21 protein-coding genes are annotated in these 17,534 nt (G+C 44.4%); 10 read left to right on the top strand and 11 right to left on the bottom strand.

From position 1 onward, the window contains the following. Positions 1–178 precede the first annotated feature (178 nt). Positions 179–1,057: a quinoprotein dehydrogenase-associated putative ABC transporter substrate-binding protein gene (locus tag ACTF5U_RS10795; RefSeq protein ID WP_438971639.1), complete on the top strand. Its 879-nt coding sequence runs from the start codon at positions 179–181 to the stop codon at positions 1,055–1,057. 21 nt (positions 1,058–1,078) lie between these two features. Here ACTF5U_RS10795 and ACTF5U_RS10790 read toward each other — a convergent pair whose 3' ends face one another. Then, complete coding sequence (locus ACTF5U_RS10790; RefSeq protein WP_438971638.1) at positions 1,079–1,546, bottom strand: DUF302 domain-containing protein; 468 nt, start codon at positions 1,544–1,546, stop codon at positions 1,079–1,081. A 75-nt stretch (positions 1,547–1,621) separates the two neighbouring features. On the opposite strand from ACTF5U_RS10790, the gene ACTF5U_RS10785 reads away from it, so the two are divergent. Genes ACTF5U_RS10785 through ACTF5U_RS10775 form a run of 3 tightly spaced genes read left to right on the top strand, consistent with a single transcriptional unit; the run spans position 1,622 to position 5,214 of the window. Continuing rightward, positions 1,622–2,302, top strand: a complete 681-nt coding sequence (locus tag ACTF5U_RS10785) for a hypothetical protein (protein WP_438971637.1) — start codon at positions 1,622–1,624, stop codon at positions 2,300–2,302. Positions 2,303–2,362: 60 nt separating this feature from the next. After that, positions 2,363–3,826 (top strand): ATP-binding protein, encoded by a 1,464-nt coding sequence (locus tag ACTF5U_RS10780; RefSeq protein ID WP_438971636.1) that lies wholly within the window; start codon positions 2,363–2,365, stop codon positions 3,824–3,826. An 11-nt stretch (positions 3,827–3,837) separates the two neighbouring features. Then, complete coding sequence (locus ACTF5U_RS10775; RefSeq protein WP_438971635.1) at positions 3,838–5,214, top strand: sigma-54-dependent transcriptional regulator; 1,377 nt, start codon at positions 3,838–3,840, stop codon at positions 5,212–5,214. Positions 5,215–5,219: 5 nt separating this feature from the next. Here ACTF5U_RS10775 and ACTF5U_RS10770 read toward each other — a convergent pair whose 3' ends face one another. The 7 genes from ACTF5U_RS10770 to ACTF5U_RS10740 all read right to left on the bottom strand — a co-directional run bounded on the left by ACTF5U_RS10770 (position 5,220) and on the right by ACTF5U_RS10740 (position 11,451). After that, complete coding sequence (locus ACTF5U_RS10770) at positions 5,220–5,627, bottom strand: ClpXP protease specificity-enhancing factor (RefSeq protein ID WP_438971634.1); 408 nt, start codon at positions 5,625–5,627, stop codon at positions 5,220–5,222. Then, the gene (locus tag ACTF5U_RS10765) at positions 5,628–6,245 is read right to left on the bottom strand and encodes a glutathione S-transferase N-terminal domain-containing protein (RefSeq protein WP_438971633.1); all 618 of its coding nucleotides are present in this window, start codon (positions 6,243–6,245) and stop codon (positions 5,628–5,630) included. Between the two features lie 70 nt (positions 6,246–6,315). After that, complete coding sequence (locus tag ACTF5U_RS10760) at positions 6,316–7,020, bottom strand: cytochrome c1 (RefSeq protein ID WP_438971632.1); 705 nt, start codon at positions 7,018–7,020, stop codon at positions 6,316–6,318. Continuing rightward, positions 7,017–8,231, bottom strand: coding sequence for a cytochrome b (locus tag ACTF5U_RS10755; protein ID WP_438971631.1), 1,215 nt, complete (start codon positions 8,229–8,231; stop codon positions 7,017–7,019). The genes ACTF5U_RS10760 and ACTF5U_RS10755 overlap by 4 nt, the downstream gene beginning before the upstream one ends. A gap of 11 nt (positions 8,232–8,242) precedes the next feature. Then, positions 8,243–8,839 carry a ubiquinol-cytochrome c reductase iron-sulfur subunit gene (petA, locus tag ACTF5U_RS10750; protein WP_438971630.1) on the bottom strand — a complete coding sequence of 199 codons (597 nt, stop codon included), beginning with the start codon at positions 8,837–8,839 and terminating at the stop codon, positions 8,243–8,245. 193 nt (positions 8,840–9,032) lie between these two features. After that, positions 9,033–9,476: a plastocyanin/azurin family copper-binding protein gene (locus tag ACTF5U_RS10745; RefSeq protein ID WP_438971629.1), complete on the bottom strand. Its 444-nt coding sequence runs from the start codon at positions 9,474–9,476 to the stop codon at positions 9,033–9,035. 205 nt (positions 9,477–9,681) lie between these two features. Beyond that, on the bottom strand, positions 9,682–11,451 hold the full coding sequence (locus ACTF5U_RS10740) for an ABCB family ABC transporter ATP-binding protein/permease (protein WP_438971628.1): 1,770 nt from the start codon (positions 11,449–11,451) through the stop codon (positions 9,682–9,684). Positions 11,452–11,605: 154 nt separating this feature from the next. On the opposite strand from ACTF5U_RS10740, the gene ACTF5U_RS10735 reads away from it, so the two are divergent. The 6 genes from ACTF5U_RS10735 to mutT all read left to right on the top strand — a co-directional run bounded on the left by ACTF5U_RS10735 (position 11,606) and on the right by mutT (position 16,102). Further along, positions 11,606–11,851 carry an FmdB family zinc ribbon protein gene (locus ACTF5U_RS10735; protein WP_438971627.1) on the top strand — a complete coding sequence of 82 codons (246 nt, stop codon included), beginning with the start codon at positions 11,606–11,608 and terminating at the stop codon, positions 11,849–11,851. A gap of 84 nt (positions 11,852–11,935) precedes the next feature. Beyond that, positions 11,936–12,532 carry a DUF502 domain-containing protein gene (locus ACTF5U_RS10730; protein ID WP_438971626.1) on the top strand — a complete coding sequence of 199 codons (597 nt, stop codon included), beginning with the start codon at positions 11,936–11,938 and terminating at the stop codon, positions 12,530–12,532. 60 nt (positions 12,533–12,592) lie between these two features. Continuing rightward, positions 12,593–14,383 carry an aspartate--tRNA ligase gene (gene aspS, locus ACTF5U_RS10725; protein WP_438971625.1) on the top strand — a complete coding sequence of 597 codons (1,791 nt, stop codon included), beginning with the start codon at positions 12,593–12,595 and terminating at the stop codon, positions 14,381–14,383. 12 nt (positions 14,384–14,395) lie between these two features. Continuing rightward, positions 14,396–15,496 (top strand): quinolinate synthase NadA, encoded by a 1,101-nt coding sequence (nadA, locus tag ACTF5U_RS10720; protein WP_438971624.1) that lies wholly within the window; start codon positions 14,396–14,398, stop codon positions 15,494–15,496. 18 nt (positions 15,497–15,514) lie between these two features. Continuing rightward, complete coding sequence (locus tag ACTF5U_RS10715) at positions 15,515–15,703, top strand: zinc-finger domain-containing protein (protein WP_438971623.1); 189 nt, start codon at positions 15,515–15,517, stop codon at positions 15,701–15,703. A gap of 3 nt (positions 15,704–15,706) precedes the next feature. Next, positions 15,707–16,102 carry an 8-oxo-dGTP diphosphatase MutT gene (gene mutT, locus ACTF5U_RS10710; protein WP_438971622.1) on the top strand — a complete coding sequence of 132 codons (396 nt, stop codon included), beginning with the start codon at positions 15,707–15,709 and terminating at the stop codon, positions 16,100–16,102. On the opposite strand, the gene yacG is transcribed toward mutT, so the two are convergent. The 3 genes from yacG to coaE form a co-directional block, all read right to left on the bottom strand. After that, on the bottom strand, positions 16,099–16,284 hold the full coding sequence (gene yacG, locus ACTF5U_RS10705; RefSeq protein WP_438971621.1) for a DNA gyrase inhibitor YacG: 186 nt from the start codon (positions 16,282–16,284) through the stop codon (positions 16,099–16,101). The genes mutT and yacG overlap by 4 nt on opposite strands. A 2-nt stretch (positions 16,285–16,286) precedes the next feature. Then, a complete protein-coding gene (zapD, locus tag ACTF5U_RS10700; RefSeq protein WP_438971620.1) occupies positions 16,287–17,057 on the bottom strand; it encodes a cell division protein ZapD in 771 nt (256 codons plus the stop codon). A gap of 57 nt (positions 17,058–17,114) precedes the next feature. After that, a partial coding sequence (coaE, locus tag ACTF5U_RS10695; RefSeq protein WP_438971619.1) for a dephospho-CoA kinase occupies positions 17,115–17,534 on the bottom strand: 420 nt, incomplete at its 5' end.

Genomic DNA, 17,534 nt, shown 5'->3' with positions numbered 1-17,534 from the left:
ACAAGTCTGACAAAAGGCCCGGTATCGCAAGATGCCGGGTCTTTTTTTATGACTAAGATAAGGTGTTGAATTAGAGTGATAAGCGCTTTGATTACTCAGGATCACATTGAGAATTTATGAAACAAATGTGTTAGCTTTACGGTCACACTATTTTAAAAGCAATAAAAAGGAAGAGAGAATGACCCACTTGCAGCGATGGACAGTCTTACTGTCAGGATTACTTTTAAGTACAACAGCAGTGAATGCCGAAGACTTGAAACCACTGCCGGGCCAGGAAGCGGTCAGGGTATGTGCTGACGGTTATAACATGCCGTATTCGAATAAAGAAAAAGAAGGCTTTGATAATAAAATCGCTGAGCTGTTAGGAGAAGAGCTCGGTATACCCGTTGAATATTACTGGTTCCCACAACGTATTGGTTTCTCACGTAATACTATTAAAAGCGTTGATCCGGAAACAGGTAAATTCCGGTGTGACTTAGCAATGAGTATTCCCGAACATACTGATTTTCTCAAGCCGACCAAGCCTTACTGGAGCTCAATAGAAGCGATGGTTTATCGTGACGGCGAAGGCTATGAACTTAATAACATCGAAGATATTGCGAGCGTAAGCAAAGAACAAGAGCCATTACGTATTGGTCTGTTTGACCGTGGTGTTGCTACTAAAAAGTTATTAGAGTTGGGTCTGGCAAATCAAATCGAATATTTCCAGATGATGAGTGGTGATGCGACGGTTAATGCAGGGCGTATTGTTGAAGATGCGCTTGCAAATGGTCAGGTTGATGTCGCTTTATTGTGGGGACCGATTGCAGGTCACTATGCAAGTGTTTCTGATGTACCTATGACGGTTAAACCTCTAAATGAATTAGGTGAAGCGATGGTCTTCAGTTTCAGTATGGGAACCCGCTATCAGGATAAAAAGTGGAATGAACTGTTGAATAAATTCATTGATAAGCGTCGCGATGATATCAATGCGATTATGGCTGAATACAATATGCCCTCTCTGGAGAACGTTAATCCTTATCCCAAAAAACGTGTTCGTAAGGATGATGACGATTAAGTACGGTGTTTTTTGTCGGGGCTACTCAATTGTAGCCTCGATAATACCTTTCAAGTTTTTATTAATTTTTTTGGCAAACTTAACCTGAGCCGTATTGGAGACAGATTCATCCATGAATTTTGTGCTGACAATGACTTTATTATCATGCGTTTGTCTGACCCCGATATTACAGGGCATATCATTAATTAAAACAGGATTGATCAGCATCATTTCCTTTGCATAGGAAATGTTGCAAAAACTGGTGATGGTTGAAAGAGGGAAGTCCTCTTCACCTCTGTCTCTGACCGCTTGACCGATATGGCTTCGATGAATAATGCGGTAGTTGTATTCAGAAATGGAGATATCGAGATTCAAGATCGTATCTTGAAATGAATAAGGGCTTTCCCGCTCGTAAATACGACTTTCTTTTTGTGGCTGACAGCCGGAGTTGACCATCAGCAGCAGAGCGAGAAAAAAGAAGGAAAAGATTTTTTGAAATGAGTTCATCATTTTTAGGGCTTTGTGTAAACTTAAACGTTAGCTCAAGCATAACATCAAAAATCCACAATAAAGAGGTATGAAATTGTGAAGAAATTCGTTATTACTCTGGCAACAGGCTGGATGTTAGCCTTAATTGCTACAGTATCTGCCGCACCCGGCTTTTCAGAAGTGAACAATGTGCTTTTTGATAAAGCGCATATGCAAAATATTGATCAACCCGGCACGCTAACCTATAAGTACGAGAAAGAAAGCTTTGTTGAGGATTCACGTGAAGATAGTATCAAAGCGCTAGTTTCCAATATCCGAAATACTGGCCGTCGCGATCTGGCGTTTGAGTTTTTTACCAATGAATTTAATCGACCTTATGAGCCCATGGAAAACCAACGTGGCAATGGTGTCTTCGTCCTATATCTGGAGTTTGATATCCATGAAATGCAGCGTTTGACAGGTGGTGAATGGCGTTATTTTCAGCGTAAGCTGCGTTGGTCTTTTGCTGAGGGTGGGGATAAAAAAGAAGTCGATATTGATTACAACGGTGAGACGGTAAAAGGGGTCCAATATACAGTTCAGCCTTATGCTAACGATCCTAAAAATGATCGTTATAAGCTTTATGCGAACAAGTATTATATCTTCACTTTATCGGAAGAAATTCCGGGTGAAATATATCAGGTTCGAACTGTGGTACCTGATGGTAAAACCTGGAGTGAGGGTGAACCTGCGCTCGTAGATGAGTCTATAACCTTTACTGGCTTTGAACCTGCTTGAGGCAGTTTCAGTCATTGATACGATATTTAAAGAACGGGCTACTCGGCCCGTTTTTTTTGAATGAAGTTATTTCGTAAATTTCACAGTATTCAAGGCTCCTTGCTTTTGCATGAGCTCAGCTTTGTGGTGTTGATTCTGGTTACGGCCAGTGTAGGCATTGTCTGGGCTTATGCGTGGCAGAAAAGTTCGGAAGAATCACTTAGGCTTACCGCCATGAACAGTCATGTTCAGAATATTCGGGGTGAGCTCTACCGTCAGTTAAAAGAAGTGTTTGATGCCTCTTTTCTGAATGATCTGGATGCTGCTGATGAATACGACTCATACACTCGCCATATTAATCAGTCCCTCCAGGATCTTCAGCTTCTGGCGATAGATAGAAAGGAGCGCAAAGCGACTGATGAAATTGCGATTGCCTATAATCGCTTTCATAGTGAAACGAATAAGTTACTGACGCCGAGTAATTTAACGCAACAGCAAAAGCATTTACTCGATAAACAGCTTGAGCAGTATACTTTCAGCGAATTAGAAGCCGCGTTTGGGGGCTTCGAACTGCTATTACAGGATAGGCAGCGGGTGCTAGCTGAAAACCGTGAACAATGGGTTTCTCATATCACCGTCTTAGCACCTGTTCCTGTTTTACTTGCTATTAGTTTGCTTCTTTTGTCACGCCGTTACGTTAAAACTAATGTAGTCAGACCTTTAGCCAGTGTGATGCAAGGTGCTCGTCGAATGAGTAAGGGGGATTTAAAGCATAAAATTCCCAGTTATGGTGTCGATGATTTAACACGTCTAGCGAATGCCATTAATACGATGGCGGATGAGCTTGCCAGTAACAGGGATAAGCTTGTCGATGCCAAGAAGCAGGCGGCATTGGGTGAGCTTGTTCCTTTAGTCGCCCATAATATTCGTAACCCTCTAGCGGGTATCCGCGCGGCCTCTCAAGTCACCCAGGATGAAACCACTGATCCTATGATTCAGGATGCGTTGGATGACATTATTATTGCCGTGGATAGACTGGAGCGCTGGGTTACCTCCTTATTGACTTATTTACATCCCTTAAAGCCGCACTTTATTCGTCAAACGCTTACCGATGTGACCGATAATGCGATGTCATTGATCGAACTGTTGTTAAAGGATAAAAAACTCCACCTTCTCAGAAAAGGATGGCAGGGACACGCATGTCAGATTGATATCGATATTAACCTGATGGAACAGACACTATTTAACCTGGTTCAAAATGCGATTGAAGCAGCACCAAGGGGCTCGGCGATAGAATTAAACTACCAAGAAAGGCAAAACGACGTCATCCTGTCGATAATCGATTCCGGAAAAGGGATGAAATTTGATCCGATATCTGAGCAGGTGACCGATGGTGAAGCGAAACGACTTGGTTGTGGTTTGGGTATACCATTTGCACTGAAGGTCATTAAGCAACATGGCGGGCAGTTAAATTATAGTGATATTGAGGCCGGAGGGACGAAAGTCACGCTCTTACTGCCAAAAGAACAAACTCAAAAAGTCTAAACAGGACGACTATGCTGAATGTATTGTTAATTGAAGATGAGACCTTATTTGCAAAATCGGTATTACGCCGATTACAGCGTGAGGGACATCAGGGAACTATCGCATATTCGCTTGAAGATGGTCGTGAACAATTAAAAGCACAATTACCAGACATCCTGCTATTAGATGTACGTTTGCCGGATGGTAGTGGACTCGAACTACTGAAAGAGATCCAGAGTAATCAGGACTGGCAGGGCATGCCCGTAGTTATGATGACGGCGTACGGCGAACTCGAAGATGCTGTCTCTGCTATGAAATCTGGGGCGACTGACTATCTTAAAAAACCGGTCGATTTGGATGAATTAGTCCTCACTCTCGCCAAAGTAATGCAGAAACAAAAGCTGAGCCAGCAACTTGATTATTCGCAAGTTCGTGAAACACATGGTATCGAACCTATAACCATGATTGGCTTCAGCCAAAGCATGCAAAAAGTTCGTCAGCAAATCGATCGTATCGCCAGCCTGGTGGAGAAAACCGGACAGGGACATCCGGTCATACTTGTTTCTGGTGAAACCGGAACAGGTAAAGATGTGATTGCGCGTCTCTATCATCAGGCAGGGGATTGGCGAGATAGACCCTATGTACACGTCGATTGTGCCGCATTGCCTGCTGAATTGATCGAAGCAGAGTTATTCGGATACGAGCGTGGTGCATTCACCAATGCACACCAGTCAAAACCGGGTCTGATTGAAGTCGCTGAAGATGGCACTTTGTTTCTAGACGAAGTGGGGGAATTGCCGCTGACATTACAGGCAAAACTACTTAATGTTTTGGAGCGACGTAAGGTCAGACGTTTGGGCTCAACTAAAGAGATCAGTGTACAGGCACATTTTATTGCGGCAACAAACCGTGATTTGAAACAAATGGTAGCTGAGGGAAGGTTTCGTTCCGATCTGTATTTTCGACTCAATGTACTGGAATTAGTTTTACCGCCATTACGTGAACGACAGGACGATATCACGCCATTGGCAGCACATTTTGTCGACGTCGTAGCCAGACGATATGGATTGCAGCCACCCGTTTTTTCAAAAGCGGCCATAGAGATGATGCAGCGTTATCATTGGCCAGGCAATATTCGTGAGTTACAGCATGTTATTGAGCGTGCAGTGATGATGGCTCCGCAAGGTGTGATTGAGCATTCTCAATTAATGCTACAAGCTCAGACGACTAGCAATGAAACAAATCAGGATTCGCTGGATATACTGAGCCAGATGACACTGGAGCAAGTGGAAAAATTTCTAATAGAGAAAGCTCTGGAGAGAACAGCTGGAAATATATCTCGCGCAGCGCGTGAGTTAGGCTTAACCCGGATGGCAATGCGTTATCGCATGGAAAAATATCAACTCTAGCGTGTTTATTTGACCACTTTTAAGCTGGGACGGCCCTTACCCTTACTGACTGGAGTTGTCTCGTCCGGTTCATCATCTGAAGGCGGCGGTGGTTCATGATCTTCTTCCGGGAAGAACATACCCTCATTATTTTCTTTGCCATAAATCGCTTGTATGGAAATGATGGGGATAAAGACATCCATTGGTTTCCCAGCAAATCGCGCAGAGAAGCTAATCCATTCATTATCAATCAGCAGATCACGAATAGCATCGGGTGCAATATTGAGCACAATACGCTCATCTTTAACGTAATCCCAAGGTACCTGTACACCCTCATGGCGGGTGTTGACCAACACATAGGGCGTGCACTGATTATCCAACAGCCATTCATGAATGGCCCTGACGAGGTATGGCTTTTGTGAAGTCATACTCATTTAACGCAGATTCCTTTCAGCATCACTGAGACTGGCCTGAAAGCTGTCCCGTTTAAAAATACGCTCAGCATAAGACTCAACAGCCTTTGCACTGGCAGGAAGCTTTATGTTGAGGCTCGGCAAGCGCCAGAGTAAAGGGGCAATGGTGCAGTCAAGCATTGAGAACTCATTACCCATAAAATAAGGTGAGTTTTCAAACAGAGGGGATAAAACAGTCAGATCTTCCTGAATAGTTTTGCGTGCCTTACTTGTTTTTCCGCGTTCTCGGCCAGATAATGCCTGCCAGAGTGAATACCAGTCCTTATCAATCCGATGGAGCATTAAGCGTGCTTTTGCTCTGGCAACAGGATCGACAGGTAATAGCGGCGGATGAGGAAAGCGCTCATCAAAAAAGTCCATGATGACACGGGCATCAAACAGCGCCAGATCACGGTCCAACAGTGTTGGACCAAATCCATAAGGGTTGGCTGCAGCTACTTCTTCCGGCCACTCTCCGGCGACTAAATCTTCAATATTGGTTTCAATATTCTTTTCTTGAATAACAATTCTGATTTGATGACTGAACGGGCAATTTGGATCCGAGTAGACAGTCATCGTTGAACGACGATTGTTATTCACACTATTACCCCAGTTGAACTAGTCGAGGTCACTTGCAAAAAGTTGTCCGGAGAAAAAGTTAGCTGCATGACTAGTGTATATCTCTCCAGAATGCTTTTTTCATTGGATAGGCAACCAAGAAGAAAAGCGCCAGATAAATCAGAACCCACTTACCCAGCTCCATTCTTTGCAGTTTGGATGGTTCGCCGATATAAGCGAGGAAATTCACTAAATCCTGTACCAGCTCATTGTATTCATGGGTCGTCATTGGGCCGGCCTCAGCCTGCTCCAATTTTCCTGTTTCTTCATTTTTGCTTAAATAACCTTGCTGCTCCCAAAGAACATGAGGCATGCCTACATCTTTAAAGGCCAGATTATTCGTACCCATTGGGCGAGATTCATCTTGGTAAAAGGTACGCAGGTAGGTATAAAGCCAGTCTGTGCCCCTGGAGCGTGAAATTACAGACAAGTCAGGAGGTGTGACACCAAACCATTTCTGAGCATCTTCTGCACGCATTGCAACAGTCATGGTTTCACCGATTTTATCTGAAGCAAACATGAGATTGTTTTCAATTTGCTCATCGGTTAAACCAATATCTTTAGCCATACGGTTGTAGCGCATGTATGACGCTGAGTGACAGCTAAGGCAATAGTTTACGAATGTCTTTGCGCCACGCTGAAGTGAGGCTTTATCCGAAATATCTATTTCAACATGATCAAGGTGAACTTCACCTGACGCCGCTAGAGCCTGAGCAGAGAACAGGCTCACAATAAATGCAAATACTAAAGTTCTCATTTGAATGTCACCCTTTCTGGCACAGGTTTGTCTTTATCTAATTTTGTGTAAATAGGCATAAAGATAAAGAAAGCAAAGTAAATAATAGAAAATATCTGTGCAAGCAATGTATACAAAGCTGTTGCTGGTTGTGTGCCCAGGAAACCCAAAATCAGGAAGCTGATGATGAACAATGTCAACGCTACTTTGAAGAAAGGTCCACGATAGCGGATTGATCTAACCGGACTGCGATCCAGCCACGGTAAGAAAAACAAAAACACGATCGATAAGCCCATCGCCACGACACCCGGGAATGCGGAATTATTAATACTCGGAACAGCCCGTAAGATGGCGTAGAAAGGGGTGAAATACCAAACAGGTGCTATATGCTCTGGTGTTTTTAATGGATCGGCAGGAACAAAGTTCGCATGTTCAAGAAACCAGCCACCACCCTCTGGGGCGTAAAAAAGTACCAGTGAGAAGATAAACAGGAAGACGATAACGCCCACAATATCTTTCACTGTGTAATATGGATGGAATGGAATGCCATCGACAGGTTTGCCATCAGCATCTTTATTTTTCTTGATTTCAACGCCGTCAGGGTTATTCGAACCGACTTCATGCAAAGCGATGATGTGTGCAGCCACTAAGCCAAGAATGACCAATGGCATAGCAATGACATGGAATGCAAAGAAGCGGTTTAATGTGGCATCAGCAACAACGAAGTCACCCCGAATCCATAAGGCTAATTGTTCACCTATGAATGGAATCGCTCCAAACAGGGAAATAATTACTTGAGCGCCCCAATAAGACATTTGACCCCAAGGTAGGAGATACCCCATGAAAGCTTCAGCCATCAGAACAAGGTAAATCAACATACCGAATATCCACACGAGCTCGCGAGGTTGCTTATATGATCCGTATATCAGGCCACGGAACATATGCAGATAAATCACTACAAAAAAAGCAGAAGCACCGGTTGAATGGAGGTAGCGAATTAACCAGCCCCATTCCACATCACGCATGATGTATTCAACAGAAGCAAATGCCATTGCTGCATCCGGCTTGTAGTGCATGGTCAGAAAGATACCGGTCACTATCTGAAGTACCAGCACTAGGAGAGCAAGTGAGCCAAAGAAATAAAAGAAGTTAAAGTTTTTCGGAGCGTAATATTCTGAGAGATGCTCTTTCCACATCTTAGTTGCAGGAAATCGAGCGTCTAACCAATTCATAAATCCATTCATCAGGCGACCCCTTCAGCATCATTACCTACTACCACAAGATTGTCACCCTCAAAATAATAAGGTGGAACTATCAGGTTTTTCGGTGCAGGCATATTTTCGAATACACGTCCGGCTAAATCGTATTTTGAACCGTGACAAGGGCAGAAAAAGCCCCCTTTCCAGTCTTTGCCTAAATCAGAAGGCGCCATCTCCGGGCGATAAGTAGGTGAGCAGCCTAAATGGGTGCAGATACCGACCACCACCATTAGTTCATCACGGATTGAGCGGGTCTCATTCTGACAGTATTCAGGTTGTTGTGAAGCAACTTCACTGTCAGGATCGCGTAATTTACTTTCCATTGTTTCAAGTGTGCTCAGGACATCTGGGCTGCGACGGAAGATCCAGACCGGTTTACCGCGCCATTCGACAGTTAATAATTGTCCCATTTCCAGCTTGCTAATATCCACTTCTACCGGCGCACCAGCGGCTTGAGCCTTGGCACTAGGTAGCATGGAAGAAACAAAAGGAACGGCAACGGCAGCAGCGCCGGCACCACCCACAACACTGGCGGCTGCGGTTAAAAAACGCCTTTTGCCGGTATCGATTGTCTGACTCATTGATGGAGCTCCCCAGCATTCATAGAGTGTTTATTCTTGTTATTTTATTACAGGTGAATAAAGTTTCACAAGGTGAATAAAATGTAACCGAGTAAATAAATACTTAATTTTAACATACGAGTGGGGATAAAGGATCAAAAAAGCCCGCCTGAAAACAGGCGGGCTTTATGACTAAACCGATTAATTGCTTGGTTTATTTGAGAGCTTTGGCAGCTTTTCTTACTAAGCGGCCGAGAGCGCCTTTAGGATCAGTTGCTTGAATGTCTGCCAGGTTAGTTGGCTCACCAACGATGATGACACCACCCATACCCGCACCCCAATGTGGGTCACATTTGTATAAGTAAACACCTTCAACGGTCAGTTCTGGTGTTGTAAAGTTTTCACCCATCGCTGAGGTCCAGCCTTCAGCACCTTCTGGGATATACTCGTGCTCACCATCTGCTTGAACGAATATTGTATTGGTAATATGGCCGTTCATGTTTTCCCATGAAACAGTGTCACCTGGTTGTACTTGCAATACCATTGGTTTGAAATTGGTTACTGATGCTGTAACCATGTGATCTTCAGCCATTACAGCAGTTGACATCAATGTTGCTGCGCTCATGGCTGCAGCGATAAGTGATTTACCGTATTTCATTATAGTTCCTCTCGTTTTTTAGGTTATTTGCCTCAGTGCGGTGGCAGTGTCTCATAGAGAAACTGAACCGAAACTGAACAGAACTAAATCAATATTTTCTAAGAGTTTTTGACTTAGTTGAGTCCGAGACCGCGCGACATACTACCTTGATAAACAGAGAGATGTCCAAAAATCAGGCCACAGATATGTGTCATATGCCTTAATTTCAGGGTGTGTGCTCACGATAACGTTCACTCTGCTGTAGTGCCCACATCGCGGCATAGTGGCCATTCTGTGATAGCAGCTGTTCATGGTTACCTTGTTCAACAATATGTCCATGATCCATCACCACAATGGTATCGGCATCAACAACCGTAGACAGTCGGTGAGCAATGACTAACGTGGTTTTATTGGCGCTGACCGATAATAATTCCTGGCCAATAGCCTTTTCAGCATGACTATCAAGCGCTGATGTCGCCTCATCAAATACAAGAATGGCAGGATTTTTTAATAACGTTCGGGCGATAGCGACACGTTGTTTCTCGCCACCGGACAATTTAAGTCCTCGTTCACCAACCAGTGAGTTATAGCCTTCTGGTAAGTGGCTGATGAATTCGTGAATATGCGCCTGTTTTGCTGCCGCAATTACGGTATCGTAATCGGCATTGTTCTGACCATAGGCGATGTTGTTGTAAATACTGTCGTTAAATAACACAGTATCTTGTGGCACGATGCCGATTGCCTGTCTGAGACTATGTTGAGTGACGTCGCGTAGATCTTGCCCGTCAATGAGAATTCGCCCTTTTTGAGGGTCATAAAAGCGAAATAACAAACGAACGATAGTTGATTTGCCAGAACCACTTGCCCCGACCAGAGCCAGTTTTTGTCCTGATTCAATCGTAAAATTTATCCGGTGCAGAATTGGTCGCTGGGATTGATAAAAAAACGAAACATCTTCAAAACTCACCTTTCCATGACTGACTTTCAATAATGCGGCATTTGGTTTATCAGCAGTTTCTTCCTGCTCCTCCAGTAAACTGAACATTCTCTCCATATCAGCTAACGAATGACGAATTTCGCGGTAAACAAAGCCTAAAAAACCTAATGGTAGATAAAGTTGTAGTAAGTAGGCGTTTATCAAAACCAGATCACCCAGGCTGAGCTCACCATCAACCACGCCCTGGCCTGCTAATAGCATAAGAGTGGTCAAACCAATGGCAATGATGATGCCTTGTCCGACATTGAGCACAGATAAGGAAATTTGATTGCGAATCGCAGAGTGTTGCCAGCGTGCAAGCTTTTTATCGTAGCGATCAATCTCAAAAGCTTCGTTGTTGAAATATTTGACGGTTTCATAGTTCAGCAGACTATCTATGGCCTGGTTGTTTGCTTCCGAGTCCATGTCATTCATCAATCGGCGAAACCGCATCCGCCACTCGGTTACCAGCAGGGTATAGACAATATATATGACGATGGTGCCGGTGGTAATTAAAGCAAAAACACTCTCGTAGTTGATGAGCAAAATAATGCAGACTAAGCCGATCTCGACTAACGTGGGCAAAATGTTAAATACCATGAAGTTCAACAGGAAACCGATGCCTCGCGAGCCACGTTCAATATCACGCGAAATGCCACCTGTTTGGCGCTGCAGATGAAACCGTAATGACAACTGATGAAGATGTCTGAATATGATGGTGGCAATCCGTCTTACGGTGCGAAAGATGACTTTCGCAAATAACGCATCACGTAATTCACTGAATAGACTACTGGTAAAGCGCAAAATACCGTAAAGAATGAGCATTGCTACAGGTAAATAAATGATAGGTTGCTGCTGAGGATCTAACGCATCAACGGCATGTTTGAGCGCGAGGGGGACACTCACATTGGCCAGTTTGGCTAAGGTCAGTAATCCCAAGGCAAACAATACGCGACCTTTAAATTGCCAGACAAAAGGCAGCAGGCTGCGAATCGCCCGCCAGTCTTGATGTGTTTTCATTACTGCAGTTTAGCCGAAACCATAAGATGGTGGAAAAGCGTTTCGGCGACAGAGGATAAATTTGTTTATAATTAGCTGATTAAATGGCTTGAAAAACATATTTTAAGCCGCAATTAATAACCCCGATCAAGTCAGGTATTGTGAGGAATAAGAAATGCCGCTTTATGAATATCGTTGTGATGCGTGTGGCCACGAGTTTGAGGCGCTACAAAAAATTAGTGATGAACCCTTGGTTCATTGTCCTGCCTGTGAAGCAGAAGATCTTCGTAAGCTGGTTTCAGCTGCGGGCTTTCGTCTTAAGGGGCAGGGCTGGTATGAAACAGATTTCAAAACCAGTAATAAACGAAATCTCGCAGAAAAGGCGGCACCCGAAACAAAAAAGACTGAGCCTACTGCGTGATAAAGATTGTAATTCCACCCCTAATGCTCACAGTACTATTCCCGCATTATGCGTAAATACCTGATAGCAGGATTATTAGTCTGGATGCCCCTGGGCATCACATTTCTGGTGATTAGGGCAATCGTCGGTTTTCTGGATAAAACTCTTTTATTATTGCCGAATGCCTATCAGCCCGATAACTTGCTGGGCTTTCATATACCGGGTTTAGGTGTTTTGTTAGCCGTTGTATTGGTACTCGCAACCGGTATGATTGTCGCTAATTTACTGGGGAGACGTTTAGTCAACGCATGGGAGTCGGTATTATCGCGGATTCCTCTGGTCAGAACGCTATACGCCGGTGTCAAACAAATCATGGAAGCGGTGTTGGCAGCAGATGCCAAATCGTTTCGACGGGTTCTGTTGATCGAATATCCTCGCAAAGGTGTCTGGAGTCTGGCATTCATGACTTCGGATCAATTGGGGGAAGTGCAGGAAAAAACCGAAGCTGATGTGATTAGTGTGTTTATTCCTACTACACCCAACCCGACGTCTGGGTTTGTATTGATGGTGCCATCACACGAAGTGATTTATCTGGATATGGCTGTCGAACAAGGCCTTAAGATGATTATATCAATGGGTGTTGTGGTACCAGACTGGCAAAAAAATAAGTTGCTTAAAGAGCAGCAAACAGAAAACGAATAGTCATTGCTGCAGGAGCGTCCTGTAGTGAGAAAAAATTGAAAACAAGATTGGAAAAAAATTATGCGAAGCCATTATTGCGGCGAAGTAAATGAAACACTCGAGGGTAAATCAGTAACTATTACGGGGTGGATGCATCGCCGTCGTGACCATGGTGGTGTCATTTTTATTGACCTGAGAGATCGTGATGGTTTGGTTCAGGTAGTTTGCAACCCGGAAGATGCGGAAAGTTTCGCTGTTGCAGAACGTGTTCGTAGTGAATATGTGCTGAAAATCGAAGGTGAGGTTCAATTACGTCCGGCCGGTAGTGATAACCCAGACTTAAAAAGTGGCAAAATCGAAGTCATTGCGAAGAAGCTGGAAATCTTAAATGCTTCTGAAACGCCACCATTTCCACTGAATGAATTATTAGATGTCAGTGAAGATGTCCGTTTGCGTCATCGTTATATCGATCTGCGTCGCCCTGAGATGCAGCAACGTTTGCGCTTCCGCTCAAAAATCACGCGTCATCTGCGTAATTACCTTGATGATAATGGCTTTCTCGATATTGAAACGCCGATCTTAACTAAAGCAACACCGGAAGGTGCGCGTGACTATCTGGTGCCAAGCCGTACGCACCCGGGCGAGTTCTTTGCTTTACCACAATCACCACAGTTATTTAAACAACTGCTGATGATGTCGGGTTTTGACCGTTACTATCAGGTCGTACGTTGTTTCCGTGATGAAGATTTGCGTGCCGATCGCCAGCCTGAATTTACTCAGGTGGATATCGAGACTTCATTTGTCGATGAAGAAGAATTCATGACATTGATGGAAGAAATGATTCGCAGTTTGTTTGCCAACGTGCTTGAAGAGGCCCTACCGAATCCATTCCCGCGTATGACCTATGCTGAAGCTCAGGAGCGTTATGGTAGTGACAAGCCGGATCTGCGAATTCCACTGGAACTGGTTGATGTTAGCGATCTGATGAAAGAGGTTGATTTTAAAGTCTTCTCCGGCCCTGCCAACGATGAGCGTGGTCGTGTTGCCGCGCTGCGAGTGCCGGGCGGTAACAGCCTGAGTCGTAAAGAAATTGACGATTACACCAAATATGTCAGTATCTACGGTGCAAAAGGACTGGCGTACATCAAAGTGAATGATCTGGCTGCTGGTCGTGAAGGACTGCAATCGCCTATTCTGAAATTCCTCCCAGATGACGTGGTCGATGCAATCATGCAGCGTGCTGGAGCGGAAACCGGTGACCTGGTGTTCTTTGGTGCAGATAAAACCACCATTGTGAATGAATCACTGGGCGCGTTACGTGTCAAAGTAGGTCAGGATCTGGATATGGTTGAACATGGCTGGCGTCCGCTTTGGGTGGTAGCCTTTCCGATGTTTGAATGGGATGACAAAACTGAACGCTGGCATGCTTTGCACCATCCATTCACGGCACCACGTGAGTCCGATGTTGGTCTGTTGGATTCGGACCCGGAAAAATGCCTGTCACGCGCCTACGATATGGTACTGAATGGTACTGAACTGGGCGGTGGTTCCATTCGTATTCATCAAACGGATGTACAGAAAAAAGTACTGGAGTTACTCGGTATTGATGAAAAAGAAGCACAGGATAAATTTGGCTTTCTGCTTGAAGCGTTAAAATATGGTTGTCCTCCGCATGGTGGTCTGGCGTTTGGTCTGGACCGTCTGGTGATGTTGATGACCGGATCAGCATCAATTCGTGATGTGATGGCATTCCCGAAAACACAATCAGCCAGTTGTCTTTTAACAAACGCGCCGAGTGCAATTGGGGACCAACAGTTGAAAGAGCTGAACATTCGCCTGAGAAAATTGCCTAACGCAGAAGCCCAGCAGTAAAGAGGAGTAATTGTGGCGAGCAAAGAACTACCATTTGAGGATTATTTTTCGCTGGATGATGAGACTTGCGAAGCGCGCATTGCTATAGCGAAAGAAAAGCTGGGTGATGATCTGGTGATTCTGGGTCACCATTATCAGCGCAATGAAGTCTTTCGCCATGCTGACTTTTCGGGTGATTCACTGAAGTTATCACGTAATGCCGCTAATTCAGATGCACAATACATTGTTTTCTGTGGTGTGCATTTCATGGCGGAAGTAGCAGAAATTCTGTCCCGACCCGATCAGGTCGCTATTCTGCCGGATATGGCCGCGGGCTGTTCGATGGCTGATATGGCTAATCGTGTCAATGTCGATCGCGCTTGGGATGAAATGGCTGAAGTACTCAATCCTGATGAGACTATTACACCCATTACCTATATTAACTCAGCTGCGGATTTGAAGTCTTTTTGTGGTAAGCATGGTGGTATCGTTTGCACTTCAACAAATGCGCCACATGTCTTGGACTGGGCATTTACAAGGCGTGAAAAAGTGCTGTTCTTTCCCGACCAGCATTTGGGGCGTAATACCGGTTACAAAATGGGCATTCCGCTCGAAGAAATGGTCGTGTGGGACTTTGATAAACCCATGGGTGGTCTAACCGCAGATGAAATTCGTAATGCGAAAATAATTCTGTGGAAAGGCTTTTGTTCAGTGCATCAAATGTTTCAGCCGATTCAGATCGATAACTTCCTGGAAAAATACCCGGAAACTAAGGTTATATCGCATCCTGAATGCAGCTTTGAAGTGTGCCAGAAATCCGATTACGTTGGCTCGACTGAGTATATCGTCAATACCATTGCTGACAGTGAACCCGGTACCCGCTGGTTGGTGGGGACTGAATTGAATCTGGTTAACCGTCTGAATGAACAATTCCAGTCTGAAGGAAAATCTGTTCACTTTATGTCACCAACTGTCTGCATGTGTTCAACAATGTTCCGTACTGATCCTCAACATTTGTTATGGGTGCTGGAAAATTTAGTTGAAGGCCATGTGGTGAATCAGGTTCAAGTGGACGCTACCATAGCTGAAGAAGCGAAACTGGCTTTAGATAATATGTTGGCATTACCTATCTAGGTTTAGGGGTACTTGTTTGTGACAGAGCAAAAACAGGCATGCACAGAACAACGCTACGAGGTTACACGGAAAGATCTGCCTTTATCCTGCCCAATGCCTGAAATGGCTGCATGGGATGCGCATCCCAGGGTGTATCTTCCGATCGAAGATGTAGACGAAGTCCGTTGTCCATATTGTGGTGCGCTGTTTACTTTGAAAGATATTTAGCTAATGCAACAGATCGATGTCGCTGTCGCTATTTTGCTCAATCCTGAAAAGCAGGTCTTAACCAGCTGGCGTCAACCGCATCAGCATCAAGGTGGTTTATGGGAATTTCCGGGTGGCAAGCGTGAACCTGAAGAGACTATATTTGAAGCCTTAAAACGCGAAATCAGAGAGGAGCTTGCTGTTTCTGTCGAGCAAGCTGAACCCTTCGTTCATATCGAACATGATTACGGCGATAAGAAGGTGCGTCTCGATGTCTGGTTGGTATCTCGTTTTATCGGGGAGCCCCAAGGCAATGAAGGTCAGCCTTTGAAGTGGCAGGCTGTTACTGAGCTCAAAGCGGCAGAGTTCCCTGCTGCAAATTCAGCCATTATTGAGGCATTGCAACAAGCCACTATTTAATGCTGATCGTTGGGATCTTGTTCCGGGTCGAAATGGGGTTCACCGGCGATTCGATGACCTTCGCTTGCCCATTCACCTAGATCAATCAATTTGCAGCGTTCACTGCAAAAAGGTTTCCATCTTTCTTTGTCTTCCCAGACAACAGATTTTCCGCATTGTGGACAATTGACAGTTGTAACCATAATTACATTGCACAGCAGCTTAGTTTAAAAGGCACTTCTTCAAAAGTTTGTTGCGGCCTTTGACTGATATCAAACAGCATAAATCGAATGGTAAAGCGATGTTTCCCACCACTCACCTCAGGGAAAAAATCGACTAACGCGGGGAGCTCGACCCGAATGAGCTGATAAGGTTGATTGCTGTCCAGACTCCGCTGAAAGAACCCATCTTTAGCGACTTCTTCACGAAAACCGACACTCCCCCGAATTAACCGCAAACTCATTTCTACCGCATTGCGGACAGATTGGAACTCTTTAAACCATAAGCGTAATTGTTCTGTACGAATTTCATCTTGCGTATGCTGGAGCCAGTAATGATAAGACGGTAAATCAAAATCACACGTGCCACCAGGAATGGTGGAACGTTGGCGGATACTATACAGAAACTCGTTTTCGCGAAGCGTCTGACCGATACCGCTTTTTTGAATATGCAAAGCATCAAGGTTTTCGTCTAAGTCTGACAACAATGCATCAAGGGCTTGTTTATCGACACCGGGTGTATTTTCAAGTGCTGAAAGGTTAGCTGAAAGTCGTTCAATTTCTTTCATTAATTCCTGTTTTAGATCACTGCGCTCAAATACACTCAGCATATTGATCATGCCATCAAGTGCATCACGGTGATGCATTTCAGTCTGGCCTGTTAATGCATTGTCGACGCGCTTGAACAGAAATTCCAAACGGAGAAATGTTCGGATTCTTTCATTGAGTGGTTGTTCAAAAATTATAGTATCTGACACAGGCTTCTTATAAGTCGTGATGAAAGGATGGGTTTATTGTCCATGACTCCGAGTTCACTAGCAACTTGCGTTATATTTTACTGCGAGTTCGCAATAAAAATGATGTAAAAGTTCAACTTTTTGTTGAAGTGAGTCTGCATCATCGAGATTTTCAATAACATCATCCGCTATTTGTAATCGATCGGCTCGGCTTGCCTGACCGTTCAGAATAGACTGTGCCTGTTGCTCAGTTAGCTTATCGCGTTGTCTCAAACGTTCAATCTGCATCTGTTCAGAAATATCTACGACTAAGATCCGGTCAACCAGATCCAGCATATTCGCTTCGAGTAACAACGGTACAATCAAAAGACAATAGGGTGACTCACTCTTATCGGCTTCGATAAGGAGTTTTTGACGAACTTCAGGATGGATGATGTTTTCCAAAGCTTGTTTAGCGTCGCCATCGTTAAACACGATATCACGAAGTGCAGGTCGGTC

The organism is Methylophaga sp. (assembly GCF_965655755.1).
Classification (GTDB): Bacteria; Pseudomonadota; Gammaproteobacteria; order Nitrosococcales; family Methylophagaceae; genus Methylophaga.
The sequence above is the reverse complement of the archived record's forward strand: the minus strand, read 5'-3'. Positions and strand labels throughout refer to the sequence as shown.

What these genes read in the sequence shown, in the direction of transcription:
- ACTF5U_RS10730 (WP_438971626.1), top strand. Translation starts at nt 11,936, where the DNA reads ATGCCCCTGGGCATCACATTTCTGGTGATTAGGGCAATCGTCGGTTTT.
- ACTF5U_RS10790 (WP_438971638.1), bottom strand. Translation starts at nt 1,546, where the DNA reads ATGATGAACTCATTTCAAAAAATCTTTTCCTTCTTTTTTCTCGCTCTG.
- ACTF5U_RS10745 (WP_438971629.1), bottom strand. Translation starts at nt 9,476, where the DNA reads ATGAAATACGGTAAATCACTTATCGCTGCAGCCATGAGCGCAGCAACA.
- ACTF5U_RS10780 (WP_438971636.1), top strand. Translation starts at nt 2,363, where the DNA reads ATGAAGTTATTTCGTAAATTTCACAGTATTCAAGGCTCCTTGCTTTTG.
- aspS (WP_438971625.1), top strand. Translation starts at nt 12,593, where the DNA reads ATGCGAAGCCATTATTGCGGCGAAGTAAATGAAACACTCGAGGGTAAA.
- ACTF5U_RS10795 (WP_438971639.1), top strand. Translation starts at nt 179, where the DNA reads ATGACCCACTTGCAGCGATGGACAGTCTTACTGTCAGGATTACTTTTA.
- ACTF5U_RS10740 (WP_438971628.1), bottom strand. Translation starts at nt 11,451, where the DNA reads ATGAAAACACATCAAGACTGGCGGGCGATTCGCAGCCTGCTGCCTTTT.
- ACTF5U_RS10770 (WP_438971634.1), bottom strand. Translation starts at nt 5,627, where the DNA reads ATGAGTATGACTTCACAAAAGCCATACCTCGTCAGGGCCATTCATGAA.
- mutT (WP_438971622.1), top strand. Translation starts at nt 15,707, where the DNA reads ATGCAACAGATCGATGTCGCTGTCGCTATTTTGCTCAATCCTGAAAAG.
- ACTF5U_RS10755 (WP_438971631.1), bottom strand. Translation starts at nt 8,231, where the DNA reads ATGAATTGGTTAGACGCTCGATTTCCTGCAACTAAGATGTGGAAAGAG.
- ACTF5U_RS10735 (WP_438971627.1), top strand. Translation starts at nt 11,606, where the DNA reads ATGCCGCTTTATGAATATCGTTGTGATGCGTGTGGCCACGAGTTTGAG.
- petA (WP_438971630.1), bottom strand. Translation starts at nt 8,839, where the DNA reads ATGAGTCAGACAATCGATACCGGCAAAAGGCGTTTTTTAACCGCAGCC.
- ACTF5U_RS10775 (WP_438971635.1), top strand. Translation starts at nt 3,838, where the DNA reads ATGCTGAATGTATTGTTAATTGAAGATGAGACCTTATTTGCAAAATCG.
- ACTF5U_RS10760 (WP_438971632.1), bottom strand. Translation starts at nt 7,020, where the DNA reads ATGAGAACTTTAGTATTTGCATTTATTGTGAGCCTGTTCTCTGCTCAG.
- yacG (WP_438971621.1), bottom strand. Translation starts at nt 16,284, where the DNA reads ATGGTTACAACTGTCAATTGTCCACAATGCGGAAAATCTGTTGTCTGG.